The sequence below is a fragment of the Pseudanabaena sp. PCC 6802 genome, from assembly GCF_000332175.1.
In the GTDB taxonomy this organism is placed as follows: Bacteria; Cyanobacteriota; Cyanobacteriia; order Pseudanabaenales; family Pseudanabaenaceae; genus PCC-6802.
In genome coordinates this window covers 2,745,846-2,768,164 of record NZ_KB235914.1, presented here as the reverse complement: position 1 = coordinate 2,768,164, position 22,319 = coordinate 2,745,846, and the positions used below count along the sequence as shown (strand labels likewise).

The 22,319-nt window shown below is 49.1% G+C and carries 20 protein-coding genes and 2 pseudogenes; 5 read left to right on the top strand and 17 right to left on the bottom strand.

Features of this window, described 5'->3' with window-relative positions:
- Nucleotides 1–17: 17 nt before the first annotated feature.
- From PSE6802_RS0118335 to PSE6802_RS32130, 4 genes and pseudogenes are all read right to left on the bottom strand, one after another.
- Entirely contained in the window at nucleotides 18–893 is an 876-nt protein-coding gene (locus PSE6802_RS0118335) for an isoaspartyl peptidase/L-asparaginase (RefSeq protein ID WP_019501501.1), read from the bottom strand.
- Nucleotides 894–968: 75 nt separating this feature from the next.
- On the bottom strand, nucleotides 969–1,163 hold the full coding sequence (locus tag PSE6802_RS0118330; RefSeq protein WP_156815581.1) for a hypothetical protein: 195 nt from the start codon (nucleotides 1,161–1,163) through the stop codon (nucleotides 969–971).
- 34 nt (nucleotides 1,164–1,197) lie between these two features.
- Nucleotides 1,198–1,992 (bottom strand): DUF2278 family protein, encoded by a 795-nt coding sequence (locus PSE6802_RS0118325; protein ID WP_019501499.1) that lies wholly within the window; start codon nucleotides 1,990–1,992, stop codon nucleotides 1,198–1,200.
- A gap of 15 nt (nucleotides 1,993–2,007) precedes the next feature.
- A pseudogene (locus PSE6802_RS32130) lies at nucleotides 2,008–2,232 on the bottom strand (transposase family protein); the annotation flags it as partial.
- A 136-nt stretch (nucleotides 2,233–2,368) separates the two neighbouring features.
- Here PSE6802_RS32130 and PSE6802_RS0118315 point away from each other — a divergent pair.
- A protein-coding gene (locus PSE6802_RS0118315; RefSeq protein ID WP_156815358.1) for an ISKra4 family transposase occupies nucleotides 2,369–3,444 on the top strand; the annotation gives its coding sequence in 2 pieces (ribosomal slippage) (nucleotides 2,369–2,524 and nucleotides 2,527–3,444; 1,074 coding nt in all).
- On the opposite strand, the pseudogene PSE6802_RS29540 reads toward PSE6802_RS0118315, so the two are convergent.
- Nucleotides 3,444–4,052 (bottom strand): annotated as a pseudogene (locus tag PSE6802_RS29540) (transposase family protein); the annotation flags it as partial. The gene PSE6802_RS0118315 and the pseudogene PSE6802_RS29540 sit on opposite strands and share 1 nt — an antisense overlap.
- A gap of 273 nt (nucleotides 4,053–4,325) precedes the next feature.
- Between PSE6802_RS29540 and PSE6802_RS33610 the strand changes: the two are divergent.
- The gene (locus tag PSE6802_RS33610) at nucleotides 4,326–4,472 is read left to right on the top strand and encodes a hypothetical protein (protein WP_156815580.1); all 147 of its coding nucleotides are present in this window, start codon (nucleotides 4,326–4,328) and stop codon (nucleotides 4,470–4,472) included.
- 79 nt (nucleotides 4,473–4,551) lie between these two features.
- Here PSE6802_RS33610 and PSE6802_RS0118300 read toward each other — a convergent pair whose 3' ends face one another.
- The 9 genes from PSE6802_RS0118300 to PSE6802_RS0118260 form a co-directional block, all read right to left on the bottom strand.
- Nucleotides 4,552–5,166 (bottom strand): hypothetical protein, encoded by a 615-nt coding sequence (locus tag PSE6802_RS0118300; RefSeq protein WP_019501496.1) that lies wholly within the window; start codon nucleotides 5,164–5,166, stop codon nucleotides 4,552–4,554.
- A 272-nt stretch (nucleotides 5,167–5,438) separates the two neighbouring features.
- A complete protein-coding gene (locus tag PSE6802_RS0118295) occupies nucleotides 5,439–5,660 on the bottom strand; it encodes a hypothetical protein (protein ID WP_019501495.1) in 222 nt (73 codons plus the stop codon).
- A 277-nt stretch (nucleotides 5,661–5,937) separates the two neighbouring features.
- Entirely contained in the window at nucleotides 5,938–9,963 is a 4,026-nt protein-coding gene (locus tag PSE6802_RS0118290) for a M4 family metallopeptidase (protein ID WP_019501494.1), read from the bottom strand.
- Nucleotides 9,964–11,262: 1,299 nt separating this feature from the next.
- A complete protein-coding gene (locus PSE6802_RS0118285) occupies nucleotides 11,263–11,757 on the bottom strand; it encodes a T3SS (YopN, CesT) and YbjN peptide-binding chaperone 1 (protein WP_019501493.1) in 495 nt (164 codons plus the stop codon).
- Between the two features lie 5 nt (nucleotides 11,758–11,762).
- Entirely contained in the window at nucleotides 11,763–12,542 is a 780-nt protein-coding gene (locus PSE6802_RS0118280) for a DevA family ABC transporter ATP-binding protein (protein WP_225902738.1), read from the bottom strand.
- A 17-nt stretch (nucleotides 12,543–12,559) separates the two neighbouring features.
- On the bottom strand, nucleotides 12,560–13,726 hold the full coding sequence (gene devC / locus PSE6802_RS0118275) for an ABC transporter permease DevC (protein WP_019501491.1): 1,167 nt from the start codon (nucleotides 13,724–13,726) through the stop codon (nucleotides 12,560–12,562).
- 2 nt (nucleotides 13,727–13,728) lie between these two features.
- The gene (devC, locus tag PSE6802_RS0118270) at nucleotides 13,729–14,865 is read right to left on the bottom strand and encodes an ABC transporter permease DevC (protein WP_019501490.1); all 1,137 of its coding nucleotides are present in this window, start codon (nucleotides 14,863–14,865) and stop codon (nucleotides 13,729–13,731) included.
- Nucleotides 14,862–16,034 (bottom strand): HlyD family efflux transporter periplasmic adaptor subunit, encoded by a 1,173-nt coding sequence (locus tag PSE6802_RS0118265; RefSeq protein ID WP_019501489.1) that lies wholly within the window; start codon nucleotides 16,032–16,034, stop codon nucleotides 14,862–14,864. The genes devC (PSE6802_RS0118270) and PSE6802_RS0118265 overlap by 4 nt, the downstream gene beginning before the upstream one ends.
- Nucleotides 16,035–16,318: 284 nt before the next feature.
- A complete protein-coding gene (locus PSE6802_RS0118260; protein ID WP_019501488.1) occupies nucleotides 16,319–16,807 on the bottom strand; it encodes a cupin domain-containing protein in 489 nt (162 codons plus the stop codon).
- Between the two features lie 228 nt (nucleotides 16,808–17,035).
- Between PSE6802_RS0118260 and PSE6802_RS29535 the strand changes: the two genes are divergently transcribed.
- The 3 genes from PSE6802_RS29535 (at nucleotide 17,036) to PSE6802_RS0118245 (ending at nucleotide 19,406) form a co-directional block, all read left to right on the top strand.
- The gene (locus PSE6802_RS29535) at nucleotides 17,036–17,971 is read left to right on the top strand and encodes a tetratricopeptide repeat protein (RefSeq protein WP_156815579.1); all 936 of its coding nucleotides are present in this window, start codon (nucleotides 17,036–17,038) and stop codon (nucleotides 17,969–17,971) included.
- 165 nt (nucleotides 17,972–18,136) lie between these two features.
- A complete protein-coding gene (locus PSE6802_RS0118250) occupies nucleotides 18,137–18,490 on the top strand; it encodes an ArsR/SmtB family transcription factor (protein WP_026103392.1) in 354 nt (117 codons plus the stop codon).
- Between the two features lie 151 nt (nucleotides 18,491–18,641).
- A complete protein-coding gene (locus tag PSE6802_RS0118245; RefSeq protein ID WP_019501485.1) occupies nucleotides 18,642–19,406 on the top strand; it encodes an LOG family protein in 765 nt (254 codons plus the stop codon).
- Here the strand turns inward: PSE6802_RS0118245 and PSE6802_RS0118240 are convergent.
- From PSE6802_RS0118240 to PSE6802_RS0118230, 3 genes are all read right to left on the bottom strand, one after another.
- Nucleotides 19,403–20,728, bottom strand: coding sequence for a PhoH family protein (locus PSE6802_RS0118240; protein WP_019501484.1), 1,326 nt, complete (start codon nucleotides 20,726–20,728; stop codon nucleotides 19,403–19,405). The genes PSE6802_RS0118245 and PSE6802_RS0118240 overlap by 4 nt on opposite strands.
- 8 nt (nucleotides 20,729–20,736) lie before the next feature.
- On the bottom strand, nucleotides 20,737–21,255 hold the full coding sequence (locus tag PSE6802_RS0118235) for a hypothetical protein (RefSeq protein WP_019501483.1): 519 nt from the start codon (nucleotides 21,253–21,255) through the stop codon (nucleotides 20,737–20,739).
- A 110-nt stretch (nucleotides 21,256–21,365) separates the two neighbouring features.
- Nucleotides 21,366–22,277, bottom strand: a complete 912-nt coding sequence (locus PSE6802_RS0118230; protein WP_019501482.1) for a branched-chain amino acid ABC transporter permease — start codon at nucleotides 22,275–22,277, stop codon at nucleotides 21,366–21,368.
- Nucleotides 22,278–22,319 lie beyond the last annotated feature (42 nt).

Here is a 22,319-nt window from a genome sequence, read left to right as displayed (position 1 = left end):
CTACTAACTTAAGCACATCAGTCCAGTGTATCGCCAATTGTGCTGCCATCGTGATACGCCGCAAATAGAACCGTGCTGGTTTTACCCCAGGCGATCGCGCCAGTGGCATCGATGCAAATTGCGCCAAAATCGCGCTGGCGCGACTCCGCCTCGGCAAATGACTTGCGCACAGCCTCGTGCAAGCTCATGCCATCGGTGACCCGCACCACGATCCGCGTTGCCAAGCCCTCGTCTATGATATGTTCGCCAATCCCCGTACAGCTTACCGCCGCTTCCTTAGTGGCATAATTTCCGGCAGGCATGGCCGAGTCGCTGACGCGACCGATGCGCTCGAATCCCCTCCCACCCGTAGACGTACCCGCACACAGCCTTCCCTGTCGATCGAGCGCCACCGCTCCGATCGTCCCCATTGCCACTTCCGCCATTTTGCTTTGAAAATTGTTTTTGCGTTCCTCCATCCATTCCAGCAGGCGCTGGTCGGTGAGCGGATTAAAGATCGGTACGGATAGCTCTCGCACTAGCTCTGCCGCCCCGTAGTCCGATAGGACGCGATCGTCCGAAGTTTGTAGATATTGAGCCAGGTCGATGGGATGTTGGATGCGCGATATATTGATCGCGCCGCTAAAACTCTGGCGATCGCCATCCATCAGCGAAGCGCTCATGCGAATTTGTCCGTCGGATTGCAGTACGGAACCAGTCCCGGCATTAAAGCGCGGATCGTCCTCCAGCATTTGACAAGCTTTGACGACAGCCGCGATCGCACTTTCTCCATTTAGTAACATGGGATACACAGTTTCGATGACGGTATAGAGCGATCGGCGGGCGGGTTCAACTCCACCTTTACTGTCTGCCGTGCTACCGGCACCACCATGAACGATTAACTTTGGTTGCATAAATTACTGAGAGCTTTTGAGCGCGTTTGGACAATAGATGACAGGCTTTTAAATATAGCATTGTCAATTGTTCTACTACGATCTCATTTGATTCTCAGAGCCAGATTCTGTCGATCGCATCGGTAAATCCCTCACCCTTTGACCGCCAAACTTTTCTGTAATGATGTCGTCGTAGATGTCGGCGATCGCCACCACAGATAAAAAGTAGGTCTGCAACTCCACTTCCAAATGACCGTCAACCATACTGATGACGCGATCGGCAGTCACCACAACGAGACTTGCGCTTCTGCTTGTCTGCCAAGGCTCAGCCGCTTAGCTCGATCGCATCCGGCGAAACATTCATCAGCGTCACGGACTCCTTACCAGGATCTGCTCCCAGGCGATTCACCAGTGCCGCCAGAATCCTCACGGCTGCCTCAACTGGCTCCTGTTCGCAGACCTCTTTAATGGCATCGTCAGTGCGATCGTCGGTATGGAAACATTGAGACTGGAACGCTAACAAGATGCCAACCCATTGGTTGCGGGACGGGAAATGGATCGGAAGCGCACCATCTTGCCAGACACCGTTACTGTCTTGGAAACGTCCGATGCTGCCTTGATTCATGTGGATGTCATGAATACTGCTACCTAGGCGAAAATCAAAGTATTTGTCGGGCGTTCCTGGTTCAGACCCCCAGGGAACTCCAAAGGCATATAAAACCGCATCCTCAGATTGAATGGCTCGCTGAACGTACAGGTCAATCAGTTCTTTCAAGTCATTGCCGGGGCCGGGAACATCTGGAGACAGTGGCTTCATGTCTTCTGGACGGAACAAATTCCCGCGAATAAAATCTAGAGCGACACCTCCGGGTTGGCTTTCCAGTTTGTGGAATCCTAAACTGAAGTCCAGCAACTGTTGTAAGATCGAGTGCTGGAAGAAATCATTGACCAGGTACAGCAAATCTGAAGGGCTTTCTCGAGATTTGACGTTGATGGCGATGCGGTGTTTATGCTGCCCATCGCTCACCAAGACTTGATAGTGGGGCGAAGGATCGGTTTCTGGATCGATTTTCCGCTCCAAAGCCTGACATTTCAGTACTCCATATGTTGCTAGAGACATTAGACCTCTTGCAAATTAGCCAACTGAGGAGCCTTGAGAGCGTTCAAAATTGTAGAGACCAGCAATTAGATTGCAACGCAAACCAAAGCGGTGACGACGATTGCGATAGCGTCCAGATAAGATGCGGAAGATCTTCAAGCGGCGATTAACATGCTCAATGCCAACCCGTTGGCGCGCAAGTTGGCGGTTGAACGCTTTCTGCTCGGGCGTAAGCTGACCACCTTTCGGTTTCTTGTGGGGTAAGCGGCAGTAGAGATGCAGTTTGGGAGCATCTCAACTTTGCACTGAGTAATAATGCTTAATATAGATGGGTAGCCAAAAGGGGGAAGAAATCAGAAGATAGGAATACGAGAAACCAACCCCAAGGAGAGCAACCATGACTCCAGAGCAGGAAAAAGAAATGCAAGCGCACGTTCAAGCTATTGCCGCCATCCTTTATCAGAATACACCATCGGAACAACTAACCAGCTTGGAAGGGATCGAAATCGCTGTGCGGCAGCAAATCCTCGAACATGTCAGCCCAGAAATAGGGAGTTTTTTATCCGCACAGTTACGGGCACAGAAGCAGGACGCCGCAGGCGAGTGCAAAGCAGCATCGGACAGCTCCACCTCACGCAAAAGCAAGCGCAGAAGCTCAAAGTAGCCCCCTATAGCCAGGTGAGCCCGTATGTGGAAAGATGTAGCCTGATCTTGAGTGCGAATGTATCCTACGAACAAGCCGCCAAAGACTTAGCCATGTTGATGGGAGTGCAAATATCGCGCAGTACACAACAGCGCCTGGTGCATCGCCATGAATTTAGCCCCCTAGAGGTAGAAGAGTCGGTCGAGGAATTAAGTGTCGATGGAGGCAGAATCAGACTGCGCACGCCACTTGGACAGCCAAGTGAGTGGAAGGACTATAAAGCTGTGAACTTGCATGGACAAGCCATATTTGCCACATTTCAAGATAACATTGCCTTAACAGACTGGGTAAATCGACAGCCTTTAGCAGATATGGTTACCTGTATTGGGGATGGACATGATGGGATTTGGAATATTATTGCCCAGATCTCTATACCTGATAGTCGCTATGAAATCTTGGACTGGTTCCATTTGGTGGAAAACCTGCATAAAATTGAGGCTACAGCTCAACTTTTGACTGGGGTCGAAGCTTTTTTGTGGCGGGGTAATGTGACTGCAGCTATTGCTGAGCTCAATCACTTAGCTAGTCCTCAGAGCATCAATTTTATTGCTTATCTGCACAAGCATCGCCATCGTATTCCTGATTATTGGTATTTCCAAACCGAGCAGATTTGCTCTATTGGTTCTGGCGCAGTGGAATCTGCTGTTAAGCAAATCGCTAGACGCATCAAAATCTCTGGCGCTCAATGGAACCGTGATAATGTGCCACAAGTCCTCAAACACCGTTCTGCTTACCTTAATGGCTCTCTTAACCTTGCCTTGCAAAACTGAGATGCTCCCTGCAGTTTCTGGATGCCTTGATAACCCTTGTCCTGCAAACTCTCGGTTTGAGGATGGAAATGGATGCCAGAAGCTTTGAACAGCTTGAAATCATGCCGTCGCCCCTTGCCGAAAAACGTACAGATAATCTGCCCAGTAAGAGCGTCAATTATGAGTTGACATTTGAGCGTGTGCCCTTTCTGTTTGCCGCTATAAAAGGCACGTTGGTGCCGCTTAGGACGCTCAATGCGAGTTTCAGTCACATCAACGATCGCGACTGTAGGTATCCCAAAGCCCCGCACCAACTGGCGCTTCCCAGGTAGTCGAAAGCGACGTGAGCGGATTAAAGTCTCCTCTACCCAATGCACTATTCGACAAACTGTAGACTCGCTGATGCCCCAACTAGTGGCGATGTGAAAGTAGGTGCGATATTCCCGCCAATACTCGAAGGCAACCAATATGCGGTCTTCTAGTCCGAGTTTAGGCTTGGCTCCAGGTGTTGGCGTTGCTCACCACTCTGGTTTAAGCACTTTCACAATTGCTTTGAACGTATTAGTCTCGATACCAAATCGACGCTTAAAGTGTGCAGCAGGTAGGGTTTGCGCTATTATATAGTTCATCATCAGGACGCTTTTTTGTTATTGCTATGTCCTGATATTTTCCTATCTTGGGGTTCTTTGGCAACTCAACCTCAACCTAATCTGCAAGAGGTCTATTTTTTCAATACCTCTCTGTGTTGTTTTTTTAGTGATATAGCGGTTTTCAGATCGGAAAGAGCAGGGGGTTTGGGGGCGTTGCCCCCAAGAAGGGGAGGCAGGGCGGTCTTGGGGGTTCCCCGCTAGAGCCACTGCCGTGTTCCACCCCTTCACCCCGTCAATAAAACCCGTTCTCAAGTGAAAACCGCTATAGCGATCGCTCCTCACCTATTTTCAAGGACTGCGATCGCGTCTTTGCTAAGTCAATCGGCTCAATGGAATTTCACCTCCTGTTTGATTCTGGCGATCGCTTGCTGCCTTCTTAATTGCGATCGAACTCCTTAAGAACAAACAGCACTTTTCTAAGCTTATTACGTTCTCTCTCTTTTGCAATAGATAAATGTGAGCTGATATCTAGATGAAATTAACGCCTTTGTATCCATCTAAAAGTTGACAAAATAGAACGACCTTGGCTATCAATTTTATATTCCAAAATCCAGCCATCATCATAATATCTTCTAATGGTGTGATTGTCGATAAATTCTTCGCGAAATCGATAGTTTTTTTCATGACCATACCATTCAAATTTTTGTTGTGCATAAGCACCTTGCATAGCAAACCAGTTAGAGATATGTGGAGTATCTATAATCTTCCCTTTCTGCGCAATAATATTTCCTACGGCTATCGTGTCATAGTCAACTATTTTTCGAAGTTTTAAAAGAAATCGATCTTCCTGAACAGGAATATATTCCCCTTGCAAAAGGATCAAGTTCCTCAACTCTAACTTTGAGCTTTTTGTTAGTTCACGTACATTGTCTTGACCAAGATTGAGATACATATCAAACGGTCTGTTTAACGCTATAGCAGTTCTTTGATTCTGAAGCCAGCAACCTAATTGAAATACAGCAAAAGAATATGCCAGGAAAATACCTGCAATTGATAATAGAGCACTGATCTTTACCCTAGAAAAACTACTGATAAGCTGACGTAAAGTCATTTCTCTCGGGTCATTGATAGAATATTCATCATCACTTTTCATCACGCTTTCTTCCTTTGAGACTTAAAGCTCATACAAGAAAAACCTTGTAAAATCGATCTATCAAACTCCTGCAAGGTCGAGCTAATCAATGGAATTTCACATCCTATTTGATTCCATTGATCGCTCGATCTCGTTAGCTAGACCAAAACTTCTGTAGGCTCTGCCTCCTTATCTATTGACTTTTTATCGTCACTCCTATTGCTCCGGCAACCTGAGATATTACAGGAGATACGGTTGTTTCAGGGGTCACTACCTAAAAAATGCAGGCTGTATTATTGCCGGAGCAATAAGATACTGGTTATTAATCCAACAACACCAAGAACAATCGCCCCAATTCCTAAGAAAGTGACAGCAGGATCTCCGATGTATCCAGGCGCATCAATGATTACGCCACACCTGATACACCAAATCCCTCCTGGAGTAATCATCAAAGCTCCTATAAAGACGATCCACACCCAGCTTAAATACTTGGTTCCTTGAACAATCGTATTCATAGTTATCTCTCCTCTAAGGTTGTGAAATGTTTGTCAAACTCTACTAAAAATTAGACTTGGCACTGATACGTTCCTTCGCGCTTGTGCATCCTACGGAAGGTTGGCGATTGCCTGATTTTGTTGGTTGGGTTGAACAAAGGTTCAACCCAGCATTTCTTGTTGCGCTCATCAGCTTTGAATTATGAGTTTCGCAGCTCAACCACTCCTCCGAAAGATAGCTGCGGAATGGTAACTTCCCTCCGACCCCAACTCGTCCCACCTATGCGTGTTTCCAGGTTCAGAAGCACCTGTGAAGGGTTCCAACCACACCAGCGATCGCCGTTAGAGCAACCGCGCCGCAGAGAACCGATACAAGTTGCGGTGACGATACTCCAAGTAGTACCAAGATTGCCAGTATCAAGGCACCAATGCCTGCGCCCGTAGCAATAACCCACAGCTTGCTGCAAACTTTGGGTTGACACTGGATTACCCAAGTGAAGGCGATCGCAGCTAGGAAGACTGCAATCACTGCGACAGCTACCCAATTGGTCATTATGCCAAGAGCAACGAGGAAGACCGCCAGTGAGACGGCACAGATGATAGCTAATGTCCGGCAGAGCCGTACTTTCTGCCAGTCTCCAGTCGGTGATGCTTCAACCTGGCCAGAATCGCCACCAAAAGCATCGACGCGATTCGCAGTTTCGCCCACGTACTGATTGAACACCGCATACCATCGATTATCCGGAGGGATTGCTGCTTGAATCCAGCGCAGCACGGAGAGCTGCCGTGCCTCTGACTCCAGCAATTCTGCCTTGGTTTTCACCGGAATGGTGAGTTGGAATGCCCCTAAAACGGTTCGCCACGTCATATCTGGCAGCACAATTGATGTCGCTGCCATCATAGCAACACGGGGCGGCTCTGGCGGACGATGACCAAAGGCATTGGTTACTTGCCGCACAGCGATGTTAAAGACCTGACCGGGGTCTAGCCTTTCAGGTAGATTGACAGACAACAGACCAGCGTAGTTAGTGTCTGTCCCCGCTGGGATAGGAACATAGGTGATGCCACCAGTAGGGCATTGCAAGGTATGGTCATCGACCTGTTCCAGTCGATGGGTTGTGTACATCCTGTTAGCCATCGCCAGGATATCGGCGACATTGACTTCAGGGAGATAAAGGGTCGCTACGCTTTCCCGTGGTGTATTACCCCAGTCGATCATGATCTCGTCCGGCATCTGGTCTGCTTCAATTGCTCTCGTTGGGGTTGGTCGGATTTCAAAGGTGCTTACCGCCTGCGCGGAACCGATGGGACTCCATGCTATATTGCGCTGCGCTAGCTTATCCCAGTTCGATGGATCCTTACCGACTGGAATTTCAACTGGGTCGAACGCAATCTCAGCAATCAGGCACTGATGCCCGTTGCGGATAATCGACTCCTGGATGGATAGTGGTGCGTCGGCAGCGGTAAAAGGACCATCAACATTTGCTGCCACATTAATGGGGAGAACGGTGTTGGGATCCCCATTTGGCTTAAACGGCTGATTGGTGTCCAGCCAACAGCCAAAGAATATGTCTACCTCGGATCCATCTGTATTCGGGGTTATACTTTGGACATTGCCAAAGACATTTCCACTGCTATCTGTCCGAGAGTCATCCTGCATTGTCATACTCGTGCTTGCAGTGTCAACGCGCGGCAAGGCAAAACAGGGTATCGTTACGTAATCGTTCCCTTGAATACCAGCCAGCGGGATCTTCTTTCCCCCAAACGTACCATCAGACCAGAACCGATAGCTGCCAGTCATCGGGTAAACGGTTCCAGGGGGAATATCGTAAGCAAAGCTAGTTGACTGAGTGGATAATAAGCGGAAGAAAACTCGTACGTTTGCTGCGCCGATAGTGCCTATGTAGTGCACTTTGGCAATCGCAAAATTAAAGACTTTATCACCACTTCCGTCCGTCGGCTGGAGATAGAGTGATGATGCTTCCTGATCGGTCGAAAGGCTATTAAATGACTGCCCATCGGCCACACCCTTTCCATCGGTCAAGGCTTTCATAACATCCTGGATGAAACCCGGAGCATCCGAAGCATCATTGCTCATTGTCACACCAAATTTTGTTTCGTCTGCTCTTACAACAAAGACGCGAAGGTCGACACTTAGCCACGGAGGATCTCCGTGCAGAATGAATGGGTTGGGCTGTTTGATCAATTCGATCTGAGCGGAGTTAGAGAGGTTGAGGCTCGGGATTGCCACGTCCAGGGTAAGCAACTTGGTCGGATCGGGGAAGTTAAATGCATCGTTATTCGAGCCAAAATCGAGTTCATAGTGGAAGGTAAACCGCTGCTCTTCCGTTCCGTAGGCACCGCTGTCTGATGTGTTGCCCGTACAGTCGATCTCCATGTCATCACCTATCGGCGAGAGCACATCCAATTTATCGCCAGATCCGGTAATCCCGATTTCAGCCGCTGTAAACCCATCAACCACAACCCTGAATGCATCGGAGATAGCGGCACTCCCGGCAGCGCGACGAGCATTGACTTCGTCCTCACCGATGGTGCTGCGTTCAACAATGAAGTGCATGCCCAAATCGGGGCCAATGCCAACCGCATGGAAGGCTGTCTTGACCGCGAGCAAGTAATTCAGGTTACCTGGATAGAGATCCTTACAGGCAGTAATGAATGCTAAGCGGAAAGCAGCAAAATCCGATGCGTTGGTGAGCAGTCCAGTCGAGATGACACGATATAGCATCTGTTCGATAGGCCCGACGCCTATACCTGTCACGGTAATCCCAGACAGGCGATGAGTGCCGCCATTAATCATTAAATAGACTGCATGGGTGACGATCGGACAGTTGATGTGCACGCCATGGTTGTCGTTTCTGTCTGGGTCTGGGTCGTCGGTAGCGGTATATCGGATGCTATAATGGTCGGGGTAAAAGCCGCCTTGGCTGCTAGTGTGTTTGGTCGCGTCGCTGGTGGCATCGTACCGGACAAATCCCGCTGTGTCGCGGCTTGGATCGATCATATTGCGACCCGGCGTTCCGTCCAGTCGATACTGTTGACCTTGTTCCCAAGGGGAGAGGTCTTCTGCCAGATGATGCTGAACAATGAAGGCGGCGAAGAGGTCGCCAACCGCCTCATTCAAGGCTCCGGTCTCCCCGTCATAGGTCTGAATTATATTGAAATGGTCATTGACCCCGTGAGTGAATTCATGGCCGACCACGTCCAACGGAGTGTAAAAGTCGCGCGTCGTGCCATCTCCATCGCCAAAGTAAATTTCTTTGGTATTGGGATCCCAAAAGGCGTTGTTCACCATAATGCTATTATGTACGTGGCCCCTCACGTCCCCACCGGTGTCGTCCCAGCTGTTGTGTCCATGCGTGAGCCAGTAGTAACTAATGACGTGACCCAAATAGCGGTGGACATCCACTTCAGCCCGCTGATCGTCCAAACGATTTGCAGGAATCGCCCCTCCGTTATCCCAGTTGTCGTTGGCATCTTCCGAGTAGTTCCTCAAGCTATAACTGCCAGAATTTGCATCATCATACGTATGAATCACAGGCTTTGTAGCAGCAGTCCATGCTGCCGATGTTGCGGCATCTCGTAGTCGAAACGTTCCACTAGAAGCCTCAGAATTCAAAGCCGCACCGCCTGAATAGTATCCGGTTCCTATGTTTTGCAATGCAGAATATCTAAGAAGGACTTCCCCTTCAATAGCGTCTATCAGATAAATAGAATCTGGAATTCTACTGTCTCGGGGTGGGACGATCCTCATCCGCCAGCAAAGGTAGTATTTCTGGGGTTCTTGCTCTTTATGGAGTGTCTTGGCATCAGCCACAACCAGAGCAGGCTCCATGTTCTCGTAAAAGGTAGCACCAGCACCAGCGTGTTCTTTAGCAATTTCTATGGCATGAGCAGACTCAATCTGAGGTCTTTCAGGCACGTCGATGGCAGCAGCAAGGGTAGAGTTGATCAGGTAGACAGCGCCATCTACTCCGTAGTGAACTGCCACGTTTCCCCCCAGAACTTCGGCATTTCCATACTTCTGGGCGAAGATTACATGGGTCATGCCCTGTCGATCGGTCATTACCCTTTGATTTTCGAGTGTCGTCCCTCCATCAATGTCACCTAAAAGCACCTGGTTTTCTCGAATGAATTGTCGGGCGTAGTTGTAAGGTGCTCTTGTCAATTCCCCCACATTGACTGGATCTGCAAGATTTCCCCGAAGCATGGCGATCGCAGTTTTTTCAGGGTTCAACGTAACAGCAACCATCGGATCTCTGACACGCAGTTGCTTAACATGTTCGTTAAATGCAATTATGTTCATATCGTCCTCCTCTGAATATTCTTGATGTTCGACCAATGGTTTGAAACAGCTTATATGACGTTACAAAGCTGGTTCAAACTATATGAAGGTCATATATCTCACTCAATTCAGACAGTTGATGAGAGATTGGATAGTTTCTCACTCAAAAATCACGAAACCCGCCCCTAGAACAGTAATCAACTACTGCTTTCCCATCCCGCGCTTCAAACATCACTGACTCACCGATCTGCGCCGCATCCGTCGAGTAAATGCACTGTAAAACATCACCTCCCTAGTGCAGTAGTTCATTGCCGATCGTCACCCAGGCTGTTCTGAGCCGATCGTAGTCGGTGTTAATTGCCAATAGCATCTCTTTGCCGTTGAAAAGCCGTGACCAAGGAACTATCGAACGAATTCGCCCCCATCTCCGGCAAGCGCGAATCCCATCACTGGATGCCGAAATCTGAGGCAGGTATTGACGACCGCGACACAGGACAATATTGCTCCGCCAACCTGAGATATTACAGGAGATGCGGTTGTTTCAGGGGTCACTACCTAAAAAATGCAGGCTGTATTATTGCCGGAGCAATATTTTGCTGGCGAATTTCCAGGACTTTGGTGAGCTCCTAGTAAACCGGATTGTCTTCACACTTCCCACCCCTGCTCGCATGTTTCAGGGGGCTTGCATAATTTCTACAGGACTTATAGCGTTTTTCAATTGAGAACGGTTTTTATTGATGGGGTGAAGGGGTTCCACCCCTTCTTGGGGGCGTTGCCCCCAAACCCCCTACTCTTTCCGATCTGAAAACCGCTATAAAGTCGATTTGGGCTAAGGTTTGTATTTAAATCTGCCTACGTTGTACGTGCGCTGAAATTTACTCTATCGGTGTGACTGTCACCTCCCTTTAGCAGAAATACAATAAAGGCATCGTTTCAAAGCGTTTCTAACAAGATATCGCTTTTGAGGATTATAAGTATTTCAATCCCAACTTCAATTATATACTGTGCTTTTGATTTTAACCGTGAATATTTCCGATTTGATAAACTTTGATACCTATCTCAACACTGACTTTTCTCTGACAGGCGGATTTAAGTAGTAAAACACCTGGATAGCTTCCTGGCTTGCTTTTGTGGATGGAGTAGTAGCGATTGCTTGGCAAAGCAATCGCCCAATCTTTATGACATGTGCATAATTTTGTGAGGAATTTGTGAGGAATTTGTGAAATAAATATAACATCATTGGCGATGCGATTCTAGCAAAGCAAGCTATAGGATTTTAAAAGTGTAAAGGGCGATCGTCAAGTTCAAACCCCAAGTGTTTCAGCTAAGGTGATCGCTATTTCCAGACAAATCCCTTGCCCTTTGACCGCCAAATTTCTCTGTAATGGTGTCATCGTAGATGTCGGCGATCGTCACCACGGATAAAATACAGGTTTGTAGCTCCATTAAATCCATGTTCGCCCCGCCTAGAACGTTATGGGCAAAGAAGATCTGGTTCTCCTCCCCCAGTTGAAATGCGCCAAATCGCATGCGCAGATTCTCTCTGAGCAAATATTCTGTCAGTTCGGCATTGATGGGAGTGCCGACCGTCACGCAGCTATTGGCGCGCACGATCGCCACTTCTTTTTCATCCCAAGGATTAACTTCCCAGGTCAACACGCTGACGCTAACTCTAGTGGAGCCGTAGTTCAACTCGAATTTTGGGCGATCTGCGAGCGGTTGGAGGGTATCTTTGAACAAATCGGAAGTGCTGAGATATTCCCTCACCTTGCGGTAGGTGAGTTCCTGAACGGGATTCGCGAATTGGATAGGCATATGGGTTACATCATAAACATGCGGCGATCGAGGACTTTGGGATCGCGGGTACTGACAAAATGAGCCAGACTCTCGTCTGAGTCTAAATGACCGTCAACCATACTGATGATGCGATCGGCAACATCGAGAATGCGGTTGTCATGGGTCACCATCAAGATCGTGCGCCCCTCTTCCTTCGCTAATTTTTGCATGAGCAGCACCACTTCGCGCCCCGATTTTTTATCCAGAGCTGCTGTCGGTTCGTCTGCCAGGATCAACATTGGTTGATTGACCAGGGCACGGGCGATCGCCACCCGTTGTTTTTGCCCACCGGAGAGGGCATTGGGCTTGTAGTCCACCCGCTCGCCCAGTCCCACTTGACTCAGAATGGCGATCGCTTGTTCTCGCTTGGTCTGCCACTCATTCAGGAGTTCCACCGCCATCTCCACATTTTGAGAGGCGGTGAGCGATTCAAACAGATTATGAGCTTGAAAGATGAAGCCGATATTGCGCCGCACTTCCACCAGTTCGGACTTGCGCAACCCCACAATCTCCTGTTCCAGTACCTTCAGGCTACCCTCCTGTATCGATCGCAAGGCTCCGATCAAACTCAACAGCGTGGTCTTACCGGAACCTGACGGCCCCGTCATGATCACAATCTGTCCTTTGGGTAAATCCAAATTGATATCGAATAACACCTGCTTGCGCAGATTGCCTTCACCAAAATAGTAATTCAGATTGCGTACCTGTACTACTAGAGGTTCCACCGCCGCGATCGCTTTTGCAGGGGCACTTGCATTTAGCATTGCAGGTAAATTATCCATCAGGCAAACACCTCCGCCGGATCGGAAGATAGGACTTTACGCACGGCGATCGCGCCAGAGACCAAACACATCATAAAAGTGGCGACCAAAATTGCAAGGGCGCGTCCAACTGTCAGTTGCATGAATAAACCTGTGGCACTGGATGTGAGGTGATACAGGCCAAAACTCATCGCCAACCCCGGCACGAATCCTACACATGCGAGAATGAGCGATTCCTGGAACACAATTCCCAATAGGAAGAGATTTGAGTATCCCATCGCTTTCAACGTGGCATATTCCGCACTGTGCTCTGCTACATCGGTGTAGAGAATCTGGTAAACCAGGATTACCCCCACCGCAAAGCTCATGCCAGCCAGGAGTGCAAATACAAAGCCAATATCAGTATTATTGCGCCAGTAATCCAACTCCTTCTGGATAAATTCGGCTTTTGTCCAGACGGCTACATCCTGCGGTAATTGCTGGCGCAGTGTTTTGGCGAGTAAATCGACATCCTTCCCAGGGGCAACCTTCAGCAAGCCAATATCAACTGTATTCAGGTTGCGACTTTTCTTTCCCACTTCAGCTTGAGCGAAATAGCGGAGAAAATTCTGGTCGCTCATCACAATATTGCCATTATCAGAAGCAAAATCCGTACCGATACTGTAAGTGCCCACAATACGGACGCGCTGCTCGGCGAGTTCGGTCACGACACCTGTCTGCTTGGAGCCGATGTCGTCCTTGCTTTTGTCATCCACCAGAACAGTCCAGGGCATCTGCATGTCTTGTCGGTGTTGCAAAATGCTCGGCAATGGCAAGACCGGATCGTGGGGGTTAAAGGCGATCGCCCGCAACGGACGCACCGCTTTAGTGATGGGATTTTTCCAGTTGCCGGTGTTCATGTAGACTGGATAGGCAGCCACCACTCCATCAAATGCCTGCGCCTGATACAGGCGGCGGCGGGCAAATTGCTCGGGGATGAACATGGTGTACTTGAGTCGATTGACGATAAAAATCTCACCGTTCAACTTTTGCAGCAACTGAATCTGGCTGTCGTAATAGGCATTTTCAAAGCCCTTAAACATACACATCAACAGCACCGCAAAAGAAACCCCAGATATCGCAGTAACCAGGCGACGAGTGCGGTAGGTGAGATTAAACCAGGCAAGGGGGGTGCGGTGGAGTAGCATATCTAGAAAACCTCCGCCGGATCGGCACTAATGACTTTCTGCATGGACGCTAAGCCGGAAGCCGCACACATGGCTATGGTCAAGAGCAACACGTAGATGACTCGCCCTAAATCCATGAACATGGGAAGGGAGATCGTTCTCACCGTGAGTTCGTAAAGTCCTAAGGAAAGTGCAAGTCCAGGAATGTAGCCGAGAACGGCTAGAATAATCGCTTCCTCAAGTACGATCGCCAATAGATAGCGATTGTGATAGCCCATCGCCTTGAGCGTAGCGTATTGTTTCATGTGGTTGGCGATGTCGGTGTAGAGAATTTGATAGACGATAACCGCTCCCACCATGCAGGAGACCGCCACACCCATACCAAAAATAAAGCCAGTTGATGAGAGTTCGACCCAGAAGTCGCTATCGCGCTGGATAATCTGTTGCTGTGTGAGTACTGCCACATCTGGCGGCAATAGTTTGCGAAGGACAGATGCGATTTGAGTTGCGTCTGCTCCTGGCTTTAGCTTAATCAATCCCATGTTGATGCGATTTAGAGGCGAGGGATTGAAGTAGCGGCGAAAGTTCTGGTCGCTCATAATTAACGATCCATCCGCAGACATGCCACCTCCAAGGGTAAATTGCCCGCCGATTTTGACCTGTCGGCGCTTTGCTTCTGTGGTGTGCCCGATATCTTTAGGCCCAAACTCAGGGCGGGATTTTCGATCGATCAACACCGTATCCCAACTGCGTAGGGCTGCCTGGTTGGCGGGCGATCGCAATTCCGGCAACTTAAACACCGGATCGTTGGGATTGATGCCATAGACAAAAATGGAGCGACTCAAGTGAGTTTGCGAATTACGCCACTGCAAACGTCCCGTGTACAGGGGCATGACGCGCTCTACTCCTTCCACGCCAGCCGCTTGATATATGCGCTGGATGGGGAAGGCGCGGCCACTGGTGATTTCTAACGCTTGAGGAGACACCAGATAGATATCGGCATCGATCTGGTTGTAAACTAGACCTGCCGTAGCGGGCAGCGATCCTAAAAAGCCGAGGTTTGTGAAGACGAGAATATCGGCAAAGGCAACGCCAGCGATCGCGACTAGCAATCGCGTTCTTTCGTGCATCAAATTCAACCACGCCAGTGGAGTTTTCATTTTGCGGCAATCCTCACATCGACCTGTAAATTCGTCAATCCTTCGACTGGCTTGCTGTCATCCAGGCGAATTTTTACTTCCACGACGCGAGCATCGGCATTCGCTGCCGGGTCGTCATCCAATACGTTATTCTTGAAAACCTGCCAGCCAATTTCTGCCACTTTGCCTTTGAGTGGTGTCTCGAACGCACCGTTGCGGCTCGCGATCGTGACGGGTTGGCCGACTGCCACCAATCCCACATCGGTTTCGTAGACTTCTGCCACTACGTACATCTGGCGCGTATTGCCCAGGTCGAGGATACCGTTGCTGCCGATCGCTTCGCCCTCGTGCGTAATGATGCGCAGCACCCGCCCGGACTTAGTGGCGCGAATCAGAGTGCGTTCTAACCGTGCTTCTGCCAGTTTGAGATTTTGCCGTGCCGATCGCAGCGCTACTTGAATCTGCGTTAGAGGTAGGTTGGCTTCCTGCGATCGCATTTGCGCCTTGGCATTCTGCATGTCGGTTTGCCATCCTGTTTCCAATTTAATCAAGGTTGCCTTAGCGCTGGTGACCTGTGCCTGTAATTGCTCTACCTGACTGACCTGGCGATCGAGCGCTTGCTTGGCAATCGCGCCATCGTTGAGGAGGCTCTGGTTTCGTTGCAGATCGATATTTGCTAGAGCTAGTTCGGCTTCTAGCTTGCGAATAGCAGCTTTTTGAGCGTCGATTTCAAAAGCCCGAGGGCGCTCGATCTGCTGAATGCGAGTACTGGCTTCCTGAATCTGGGATTGGCTGTAGTCGGTCGATGCCTTGAGGCGCTGTTCGGCCTCTGCCACCTGACTTGCAGCCAGATCGCGCTCTGCTAAACGCTCTATGTAACTTTCCAAATACGCCAAGATTGTCCCTTTCTCAACGAAATTGCCTTCTTTAACAGTTAACTGGCGAATCCGTTCGCCGTTAGGGCCGCCCACTCGTATTACCTCTCCTTGAGGTTCCAGTCGCCCTAAGGCAACAACCTCAATTCGTCGTGGCTGCGAGGTCGCAATGTCGGCTATAACTCGATCGGACTGAGCCTTATTCAGCAGCGTTAACTTAGCAATTCCAAATCCAATCGACCCAAGAGCGATCGCACCTACAGCAGCAGCCACAATCCAACGATTCCGCGATTGTATCTTCTTTACTGTAGTCATAACTAGTGCAAAAAGCCTATATCTCAATCCTAGACAAAGAATATGAGGATTTCATGAGGATCTTACAATCTTGGATCGAGAAACCTTGATATTAGTTTGAGATGGGATATGGCTTCACTTTGATGGTAAAATGTCAACAGGGAATTCCCGCACTCCATCGACATGTTTATTCTTCTCATTGCTGTGTTGTGTATGGTGATAATTATCTTTGCGATCGCCTACTACTTTCTATGAGAACGCAAAACGAACAACTTGACACGCCCAAGGTGTGCATGTCTTCCCAATCAAACTCCTACATAGGGCGCTAATTCATTCCACAAAGTCGGAAACTGAGCGCGTATTTTGTCTGCTGTAGCAATGGTCATATCTCGATAGTCAAACCCTGGAGCCACTGCCTCACCTATCAAGCCGTATTCCCCTGCTTCCAGTACAGCGGCTTTCCAATAGCCACCAGGAACGAGGAGTTGAGGAACTTCACCCTGAGTTAGATCGAGACCTAATTTCACTTTATGCAGTCTACCTTCTAAGTCAACCAGAATATAGGTGATGGGAGATCCGGCATGGAAGTAATGCATAATGTCAGATAGGTTTTTATGCAGGCGATCTACGGGGCGATCGTCGGTCAGTAGATAATAAATGGATGTCATCAGCGATCGCCCTGAACCTTCTCGCGATGTTGCCACTGCTTCCGTGGCGCGATAAGTCTCAGAAAAATAACCGCCTTCAATATGTTCTACCAGCGACAGCTTGTCGATCCAACTTTGCTTATTCATAGTTATTTGCAGATTTCAACAATAAAAAATGCCCGTTAAGCCTTGGTATCTTAGGATAAGGAATAAAAGTGCATAAAGATGGCGGTAGTGTTCCCAAAGTGCGGGTGCTCTATCTAGATACCCTGTTATACAAGGGTTGCCTAAATAGTAGCAACTGGTTTGAAATACTACCGTCTAATGTATTAAATGCGATCGCAAGATCCCAGTCTACGAACTCGCGCAAATCCTATGGTCAAAACGTACTTAGCTTGTATATCCGCAACAGCTTTATTACTAACTGGTTTTGGTAACCTGCCAGGATCTAGTTGGGCGCAAACTAAACCTTCGAGCGCCCCACCTAAAACTGCACCTAATCATCCACCTAAATCGCCTCAACAAGGTGAAACAGCAAAGCAGTTACTAGAGCGCGGCAATGCCTACGTGAGGCTTGGCAACTTAGAGGGTGCCATCCCAGTATTTCGGGCTGCGATCAAAAAAAATCCCAACTTTACTGCCGCCCACTACAACCTTGGCTTAGCTCTGGCGCAAACAGGACAAACTAAAGAAGCGATCTACTCATTCCAGCGAGCTACACGCCTCGATCCTAAATTTGCGATGGCTTACAGCAATTTAGGAGCTGCTCTGTTGCAAAGCGGTAAACCGGATGAGGCAATTACCTACCTCAAACGTGCCGTTGCCCTCGATCGCAATTTGGCAGTGGGTTACTACAACCTGGGACTAGCGCTCCGGCAAAAAGGCGATGTGAACGGCGCGATTGCCCAGCTCCGCAAAGCAGAAAGGCTCTATCCCAACTCCCCAGAAACCAGCTACAACTTGGGACTGCTCTTACAACAAAAAAATGACACGGCAGGCGCAATCGTTCAGTACCAAAAAGCACTCAAGCTCAACCCCAACTACGCTGAAGCCCGTTACAACTTGGGAGCGGGTTTGCTAATCCAGGGCAAGCCCGAAGAAGCGATCGCGCAATTACGCGAAGCCATCAAGATCAAGAAAGATTATGCCAATGCCTTTTTTGCTTTGGGTTCAGCCCAGGCCAGACTGGGGAAAAAGCAGGAAGCGATCGAGTCCTTCGTGCAGGCACAAGCCCTATTTAACAAGCAGAATAATCCCCAATGGGTCAAGAACAGCGAGCAGCAGATTCAAAAGCTACGCGCTGCCAAATAGCCATAGATCGATGTCTTCCTTAATTTTGTTTGTGCAGATGCGACTTCTAGTCGCCAGATGTTGGCCGCACAACTTCTTGTCCTTAATTTGTTGATAATACAACCATATAGCAATATAATAAGTCAGATCGCTATCGATCGCCAAAGTTTTGTGCGAGTTTACTTTATGTCTCAGCTTTCTGCTTCTGCGCTTGCCCAAGTTGCTGACTATTTCAAAGTGCTGTCAGAACTCAGTCGCTTACAAGTGTTGTGCGAGCTGAGGGCCGGCACGAAGAACGTATCCGAAATTATGGATGCCACTGGATTGGGACAAGCCAATGTCTCGAAACACTTAAAAGTTCTTGCCCAAGCAGGCATGGTCAAACGCCAACCCTACGGAGTCAGCGTGTACTATGAAATTGCCGATCCGACGATCTTTGACCTGTGCGAACTCGTTTGTCAGGGACTGGAAGCTCGGCTGCAAGAGCAGTCTCAGCAACTCCAGCAACTCGAAATTTTACGCCAGCCGTCATCCCATTAATTATCCTATTAATGGTGGGAAACGTTCATCTCGGTTGAAAGTCGGGGCTATACAAGCAAAGTCTGTCTTCACGCACTTCAAGTAAAAGGAGGTAGCTAAAAGGATGTTATTTTAATGTAATCTCTCTATCACAAACTGGTTGTAACCCAATATGCCTGATGCCTTGGATCCAATTTTGCTGCATGCGACTGACGGAATTAGCACCAAGGACGATCGCGCCACGTTTGAAACCGTACAGGCTGCTGTCTTACAGCTTTGGGATGTCGTGGATAATTTGACCCGCATTCATCCGCCTAAACACGATCGCTACCGAGTGACGATCTTTGGCTCTGCGCGGTTGCGCCCGGAAGATTTGCTCTACATCCAGGTGCGCGAACTGGCTGGCGAACTAACAAAAATGGGCTGCGATATCGTCACTGGGGGCGGGCCTGGGCTGATGCAAGCAGCCAACGAAGGCAGCGTGAGTGCAGATCCCCAGAATCTAACGCAGTCGATTGGCGTGCGGATTACGCTCGAACACGAGCAGCAAACCAATCCTTTTGTTGAAGAGGTTTATCAGCATCGCACCTTCTTTTCGCGGTTGCACCATTTTGTGTTGCTATCGGATGCATTTGTGGTAGTGCCTGGGGGTATCGGCACGACGTTAGAAACCATGATGATCTGGCAATTGCTACAGGTGCGCCAACTGCATCACGTACCGTTGATTTTGGTGGGTTCGATGTGGGCGGACTTAGTGCAGTGGGCCAAGGTTCATATGATGGAGGTAACGCCAAGCTTTGTGAGTCCCGTTGATATTGGCATTCCCACCTGTGTGGAAACGTACGAGGAGGCGATCGCGCTCTTGCAAAAATCTCAATCTCAGTGGCAGAACTCCAGGGTGGTCACCTCCCAACAATTCGCCCCAGAGACCCTTTAGAGTAGGATCGCCGCCCGTTCTGCCAGAGGCGATCGCTCGCCTTTCTGGAGGGTGATATGAGCCGCCAGGGGATCGTGCTTGAAGCGTTCGACGGCATAGGTCAATCCATTACTTGCGGCATCGATATAAGGATTGTCAATTTGATCTGGATCGCCGGTTAGAACGATTTTTGTGCCCTCTCCCGCCCGCGTCAAAATTGTTTTCACTTCGTGCGGCGTGAGGTTTTGTGCTTCATCTACGATCAGGAACTGCTGAGGGATGCTGCGCCCTCGAATGTAGGTGAGGGGTTCAATTTGGAGGATGCCCCTCTCCAGCAGTTCTTCATACCCCGGTCGCCAGTGTTTGGGCTTGCCGATCGCTTCGGGCGAGCCAAAAATTAAATCAAAGTTGTCGTAGAGCGGCTGCATCCAGGGGGTCAGCTTTTCTTTAATCTCACCTGGCAAATAACCGATATCTTTGCCCATTGGCACCACCGGGCGAGAAATTAATAGGCGACGATAGACTCGTTCGTCAGCAACTTTTTGCAAGCCTACGGCGATCGCCAGCAACGTCTTTCCGGTTCCGGCTTTACCCACTAGAGTTACCAACGCGATCGAATCTCGCAATAACAAATCCAATGCAAACTTCTGTTCTCGGTTGCGAGCCTGGATATTGGACACTCCATCGCGAGGTATTTTGATGAGGGGAACCACCCGTCCAGAACTGCCATCCACAACTCCCAAAGCCGTATGTGCGAGATTCGTGCGATCGATCAGCGTTACGGCCTGGTTGGGGAATAGAGGGTCGTCGAGAATTACGCTGCCGTCTTTGAAGAGCTGCTCGATTGATTCCGGCGGCACCATAACTTCTGCCGTGCCCGTATACAATTCATCGATATCGACTTTATTGGTTTCGTAATCCTGGGCAATTAATCCAAGGGCATCTGCTTTAATGCGTAAGTTAGTGTCTTTACTGACCAGTACGACCGGGCACTGGCACTGGCGCTGTAGATCTAAAGCGACAGCCAGAATGGCATTATCGCCATTACTGCGTTCGAGTTCGGCAGGGAGCGATCGCAAGGTTTTCCGCTCGCAAAGCAAAACCCGTAACGATCCGCCGCGCTCCAGGGGAATGCCATCGGTTAAATGCCCTTTCTGGCGGAGTGCATCTAAAGTACGGGAGACTTGACGAGCATTGCGTCCGGTCGCATCTGAGTTCTTCTTAAAGCGATCCAGTTCTTCGATCGACGCGATGGGAAGAATAACGTCATTGTCTTCAAAGCAGAACAATGCGGACGGATCGTGCAGGAGCACGTTGGTATCGAGAACGTAGACTTTTTTCATGGAAAATACTAGGCAATATGGGGTGCGAATCCCTTCTTGGGAGAGCGATTCCTTTGTAGCTTGCGTTGCGCGTTTTTGAGCTTCTGCATTTGCTTTTCGCACAGAGTTTGCAATTCAGCGCGACTGATTTCTGTGCCTCGCTGCGTATCTGTCAATTTATCGAATAGAATCAGACTATCTACTTCCTTGAGGCCGACTAACCGAAAGAGAATTTCAATAATGCCGATTTCCACAGATACGAGATCGCGATCGCCTTGTTTGAGTCTCTCTAAATTAGACGCAGTACTGCTGCAATAAGCATAGACAACATTTTTTTCGATATCTGGCGAGTTGCGATTGCTCAGCGTTGTCAGCAACCAACTGCCATCTTGGGATTGCAGGATATAGTAGCTACTGTGATTGAGCTGTAGGGCGATCGCTTTTAATACTGACGACAGCACTTTGGTGATGCCCGGCGTAACCCCATCTTGGGGCGCATCTTCTACTAGCCGATCGATTTGCCAATCCAGTTCTTGTTCGTTCCTCATATAGCATTCCTATCCGCATTGTAAAATTTTCTTGCTGACCGCCGATCGCCGATTGCTAACTTGCACGCATCATTTCAGATTGCTATAAGTCTGCTTGACTAGCTGTGCGATTACATCGTGCCTTTAAATAGCCCCTGCGGTTTGACCAGTAAAACTAAGACCATAATAAGCAGACCTACTCCCAGTTTGTAATCTGTACCAATACAATACTTTGCCAGTTCCCCTAAGTTGGCCGGACAAGTAGTAGCAACTTCTTGAGCAATACCTACAATCATAGCGCCAGCGATCGCTCCGTAGGGGTTGCCAATCCCCCCCAAAATAACCGCCGTAAACATGGGCAAAACCAGAGACCACCCCATGTTTGGGTTTATTCCAGTAGTTAGACCGTACATACCACCCCCCAACGCTGTTAAACAACCAGTAATTACCCACGTCCAGGCGATCGCGGCATTAACATTGATGCCCGTAATTTTAGCTAATTCCGGATTATCAGCCACAGCCCGCATAGCACGTCCGATTTTAGTGTTTTGCAAGAGATAATACAAGCCCGCTACCACGATTATTGCAATGCAAATCGTAATAGCGCTGTTGGTTCTCACGAGCAATCCCTGGAGATTGAGGGCGGGGAACGATGGGATAGAGTAACTCTGGGGTTTTGTCCCTGCAAATAGAATAATGCCATTGCGAATGACCAGTGCTAGCCCGATCGACACGATCATCATCGTCGTGGGCGTAGCGCGGCGAAAGCGTAACGGCTGCCAGAGCAATTTCTCGCAGAGCAAAACGACGACTGTAGCGATCGCGCAGCCAAATAGGATAGATAGACCGATGTTCAGCTTAGCGATCGTATTGGCTAAGAGGGCAAGATAGGCTCCTAGCGTGAGAATGTCCCCGTGGGCGAAGTTGGCTAACTTTAAAATTCCGTAGGTCAGGCTCAGCCCCACGGCAGCAAGGGCAATAATGCTGCCCGTAGCAATGCCATCAACGCCCGACTGCAAAAGTGCGTGCAAAATTTCCTGCATATGCGATCGCTCTTAATACCCCTAAACTGTATGCAATATGTT

Excerpts from the sequence above, each read along its gene's own strand:
- PSE6802_RS0118335 (WP_019501501.1), bottom strand. The coding sequence starts at position 893 with ATGCAACCAAAGTTAATCGTTCATGGTGGTGCCGGTAGCACGGCAGAC.
- PSE6802_RS0118325 (WP_019501499.1), bottom strand. The coding sequence starts at position 1,992 with ATGTCTCTAGCAACATATGGAGTACTGAAATGTCAGGCTTTGGAGCGG.
- PSE6802_RS0118300 (WP_019501496.1), bottom strand. The coding sequence starts at position 5,166 with ATGAAAAGTGATGATGAATATTCTATCAATGACCCGAGAGAAATGACT.
- PSE6802_RS0118295 (WP_019501495.1), bottom strand. The coding sequence starts at position 5,660 with ATGAATACGATTGTTCAAGGAACCAAGTATTTAAGCTGGGTGTGGATC.
- PSE6802_RS0118290 (WP_019501494.1), bottom strand. The coding sequence starts at position 9,963 with ATGAACATAATTGCATTTAACGAACATGTTAAGCAACTGCGTGTCAGA.
- PSE6802_RS0118285 (WP_019501493.1), bottom strand. The coding sequence starts at position 11,757 with ATGCCTATCCAATTCGCGAATCCCGTTCAGGAACTCACCTACCGCAAG.
- PSE6802_RS0118280 (WP_225902738.1), bottom strand. The coding sequence starts at position 12,542 with ATGCTAAATGCAAGTGCCCCTGCAAAAGCGATCGCGGCGGTGGAACCT.
- devC (WP_019501491.1), bottom strand. The coding sequence starts at position 13,726 with ATGCTACTCCACCGCACCCCCCTTGCCTGGTTTAATCTCACCTACCGC.
- devC (WP_019501490.1), bottom strand. The coding sequence starts at position 14,865 with ATGAAAACTCCACTGGCGTGGTTGAATTTGATGCACGAAAGAACGCGA.
- PSE6802_RS0118265 (WP_019501489.1), bottom strand. The coding sequence starts at position 16,034 with ATGACTACAGTAAAGAAGATACAATCGCGGAATCGTTGGATTGTGGCT.
- PSE6802_RS0118260 (WP_019501488.1), bottom strand. The coding sequence starts at position 16,807 with ATGAATAAGCAAAGTTGGATCGACAAGCTGTCGCTGGTAGAACATATT.
- PSE6802_RS29535 (WP_156815579.1), top strand. The coding sequence starts at position 17,036 with ATGGTCAAAACGTACTTAGCTTGTATATCCGCAACAGCTTTATTACTA.
- PSE6802_RS0118250 (WP_026103392.1), top strand. The coding sequence starts at position 18,137 with ATGTCTCAGCTTTCTGCTTCTGCGCTTGCCCAAGTTGCTGACTATTTC.
- PSE6802_RS0118245 (WP_019501485.1), top strand. The coding sequence starts at position 18,642 with ATGCCTGATGCCTTGGATCCAATTTTGCTGCATGCGACTGACGGAATT.
- PSE6802_RS0118240 (WP_019501484.1), bottom strand. The coding sequence starts at position 20,728 with ATGAAAAAAGTCTACGTTCTCGATACCAACGTGCTCCTGCACGATCCG.
- PSE6802_RS0118235 (WP_019501483.1), bottom strand. The coding sequence starts at position 21,255 with ATGAGGAACGAACAAGAACTGGATTGGCAAATCGATCGGCTAGTAGAA.
- PSE6802_RS0118230 (WP_019501482.1), bottom strand. The coding sequence starts at position 22,277 with ATGCAGGAAATTTTGCACGCACTTTTGCAGTCGGGCGTTGATGGCATT.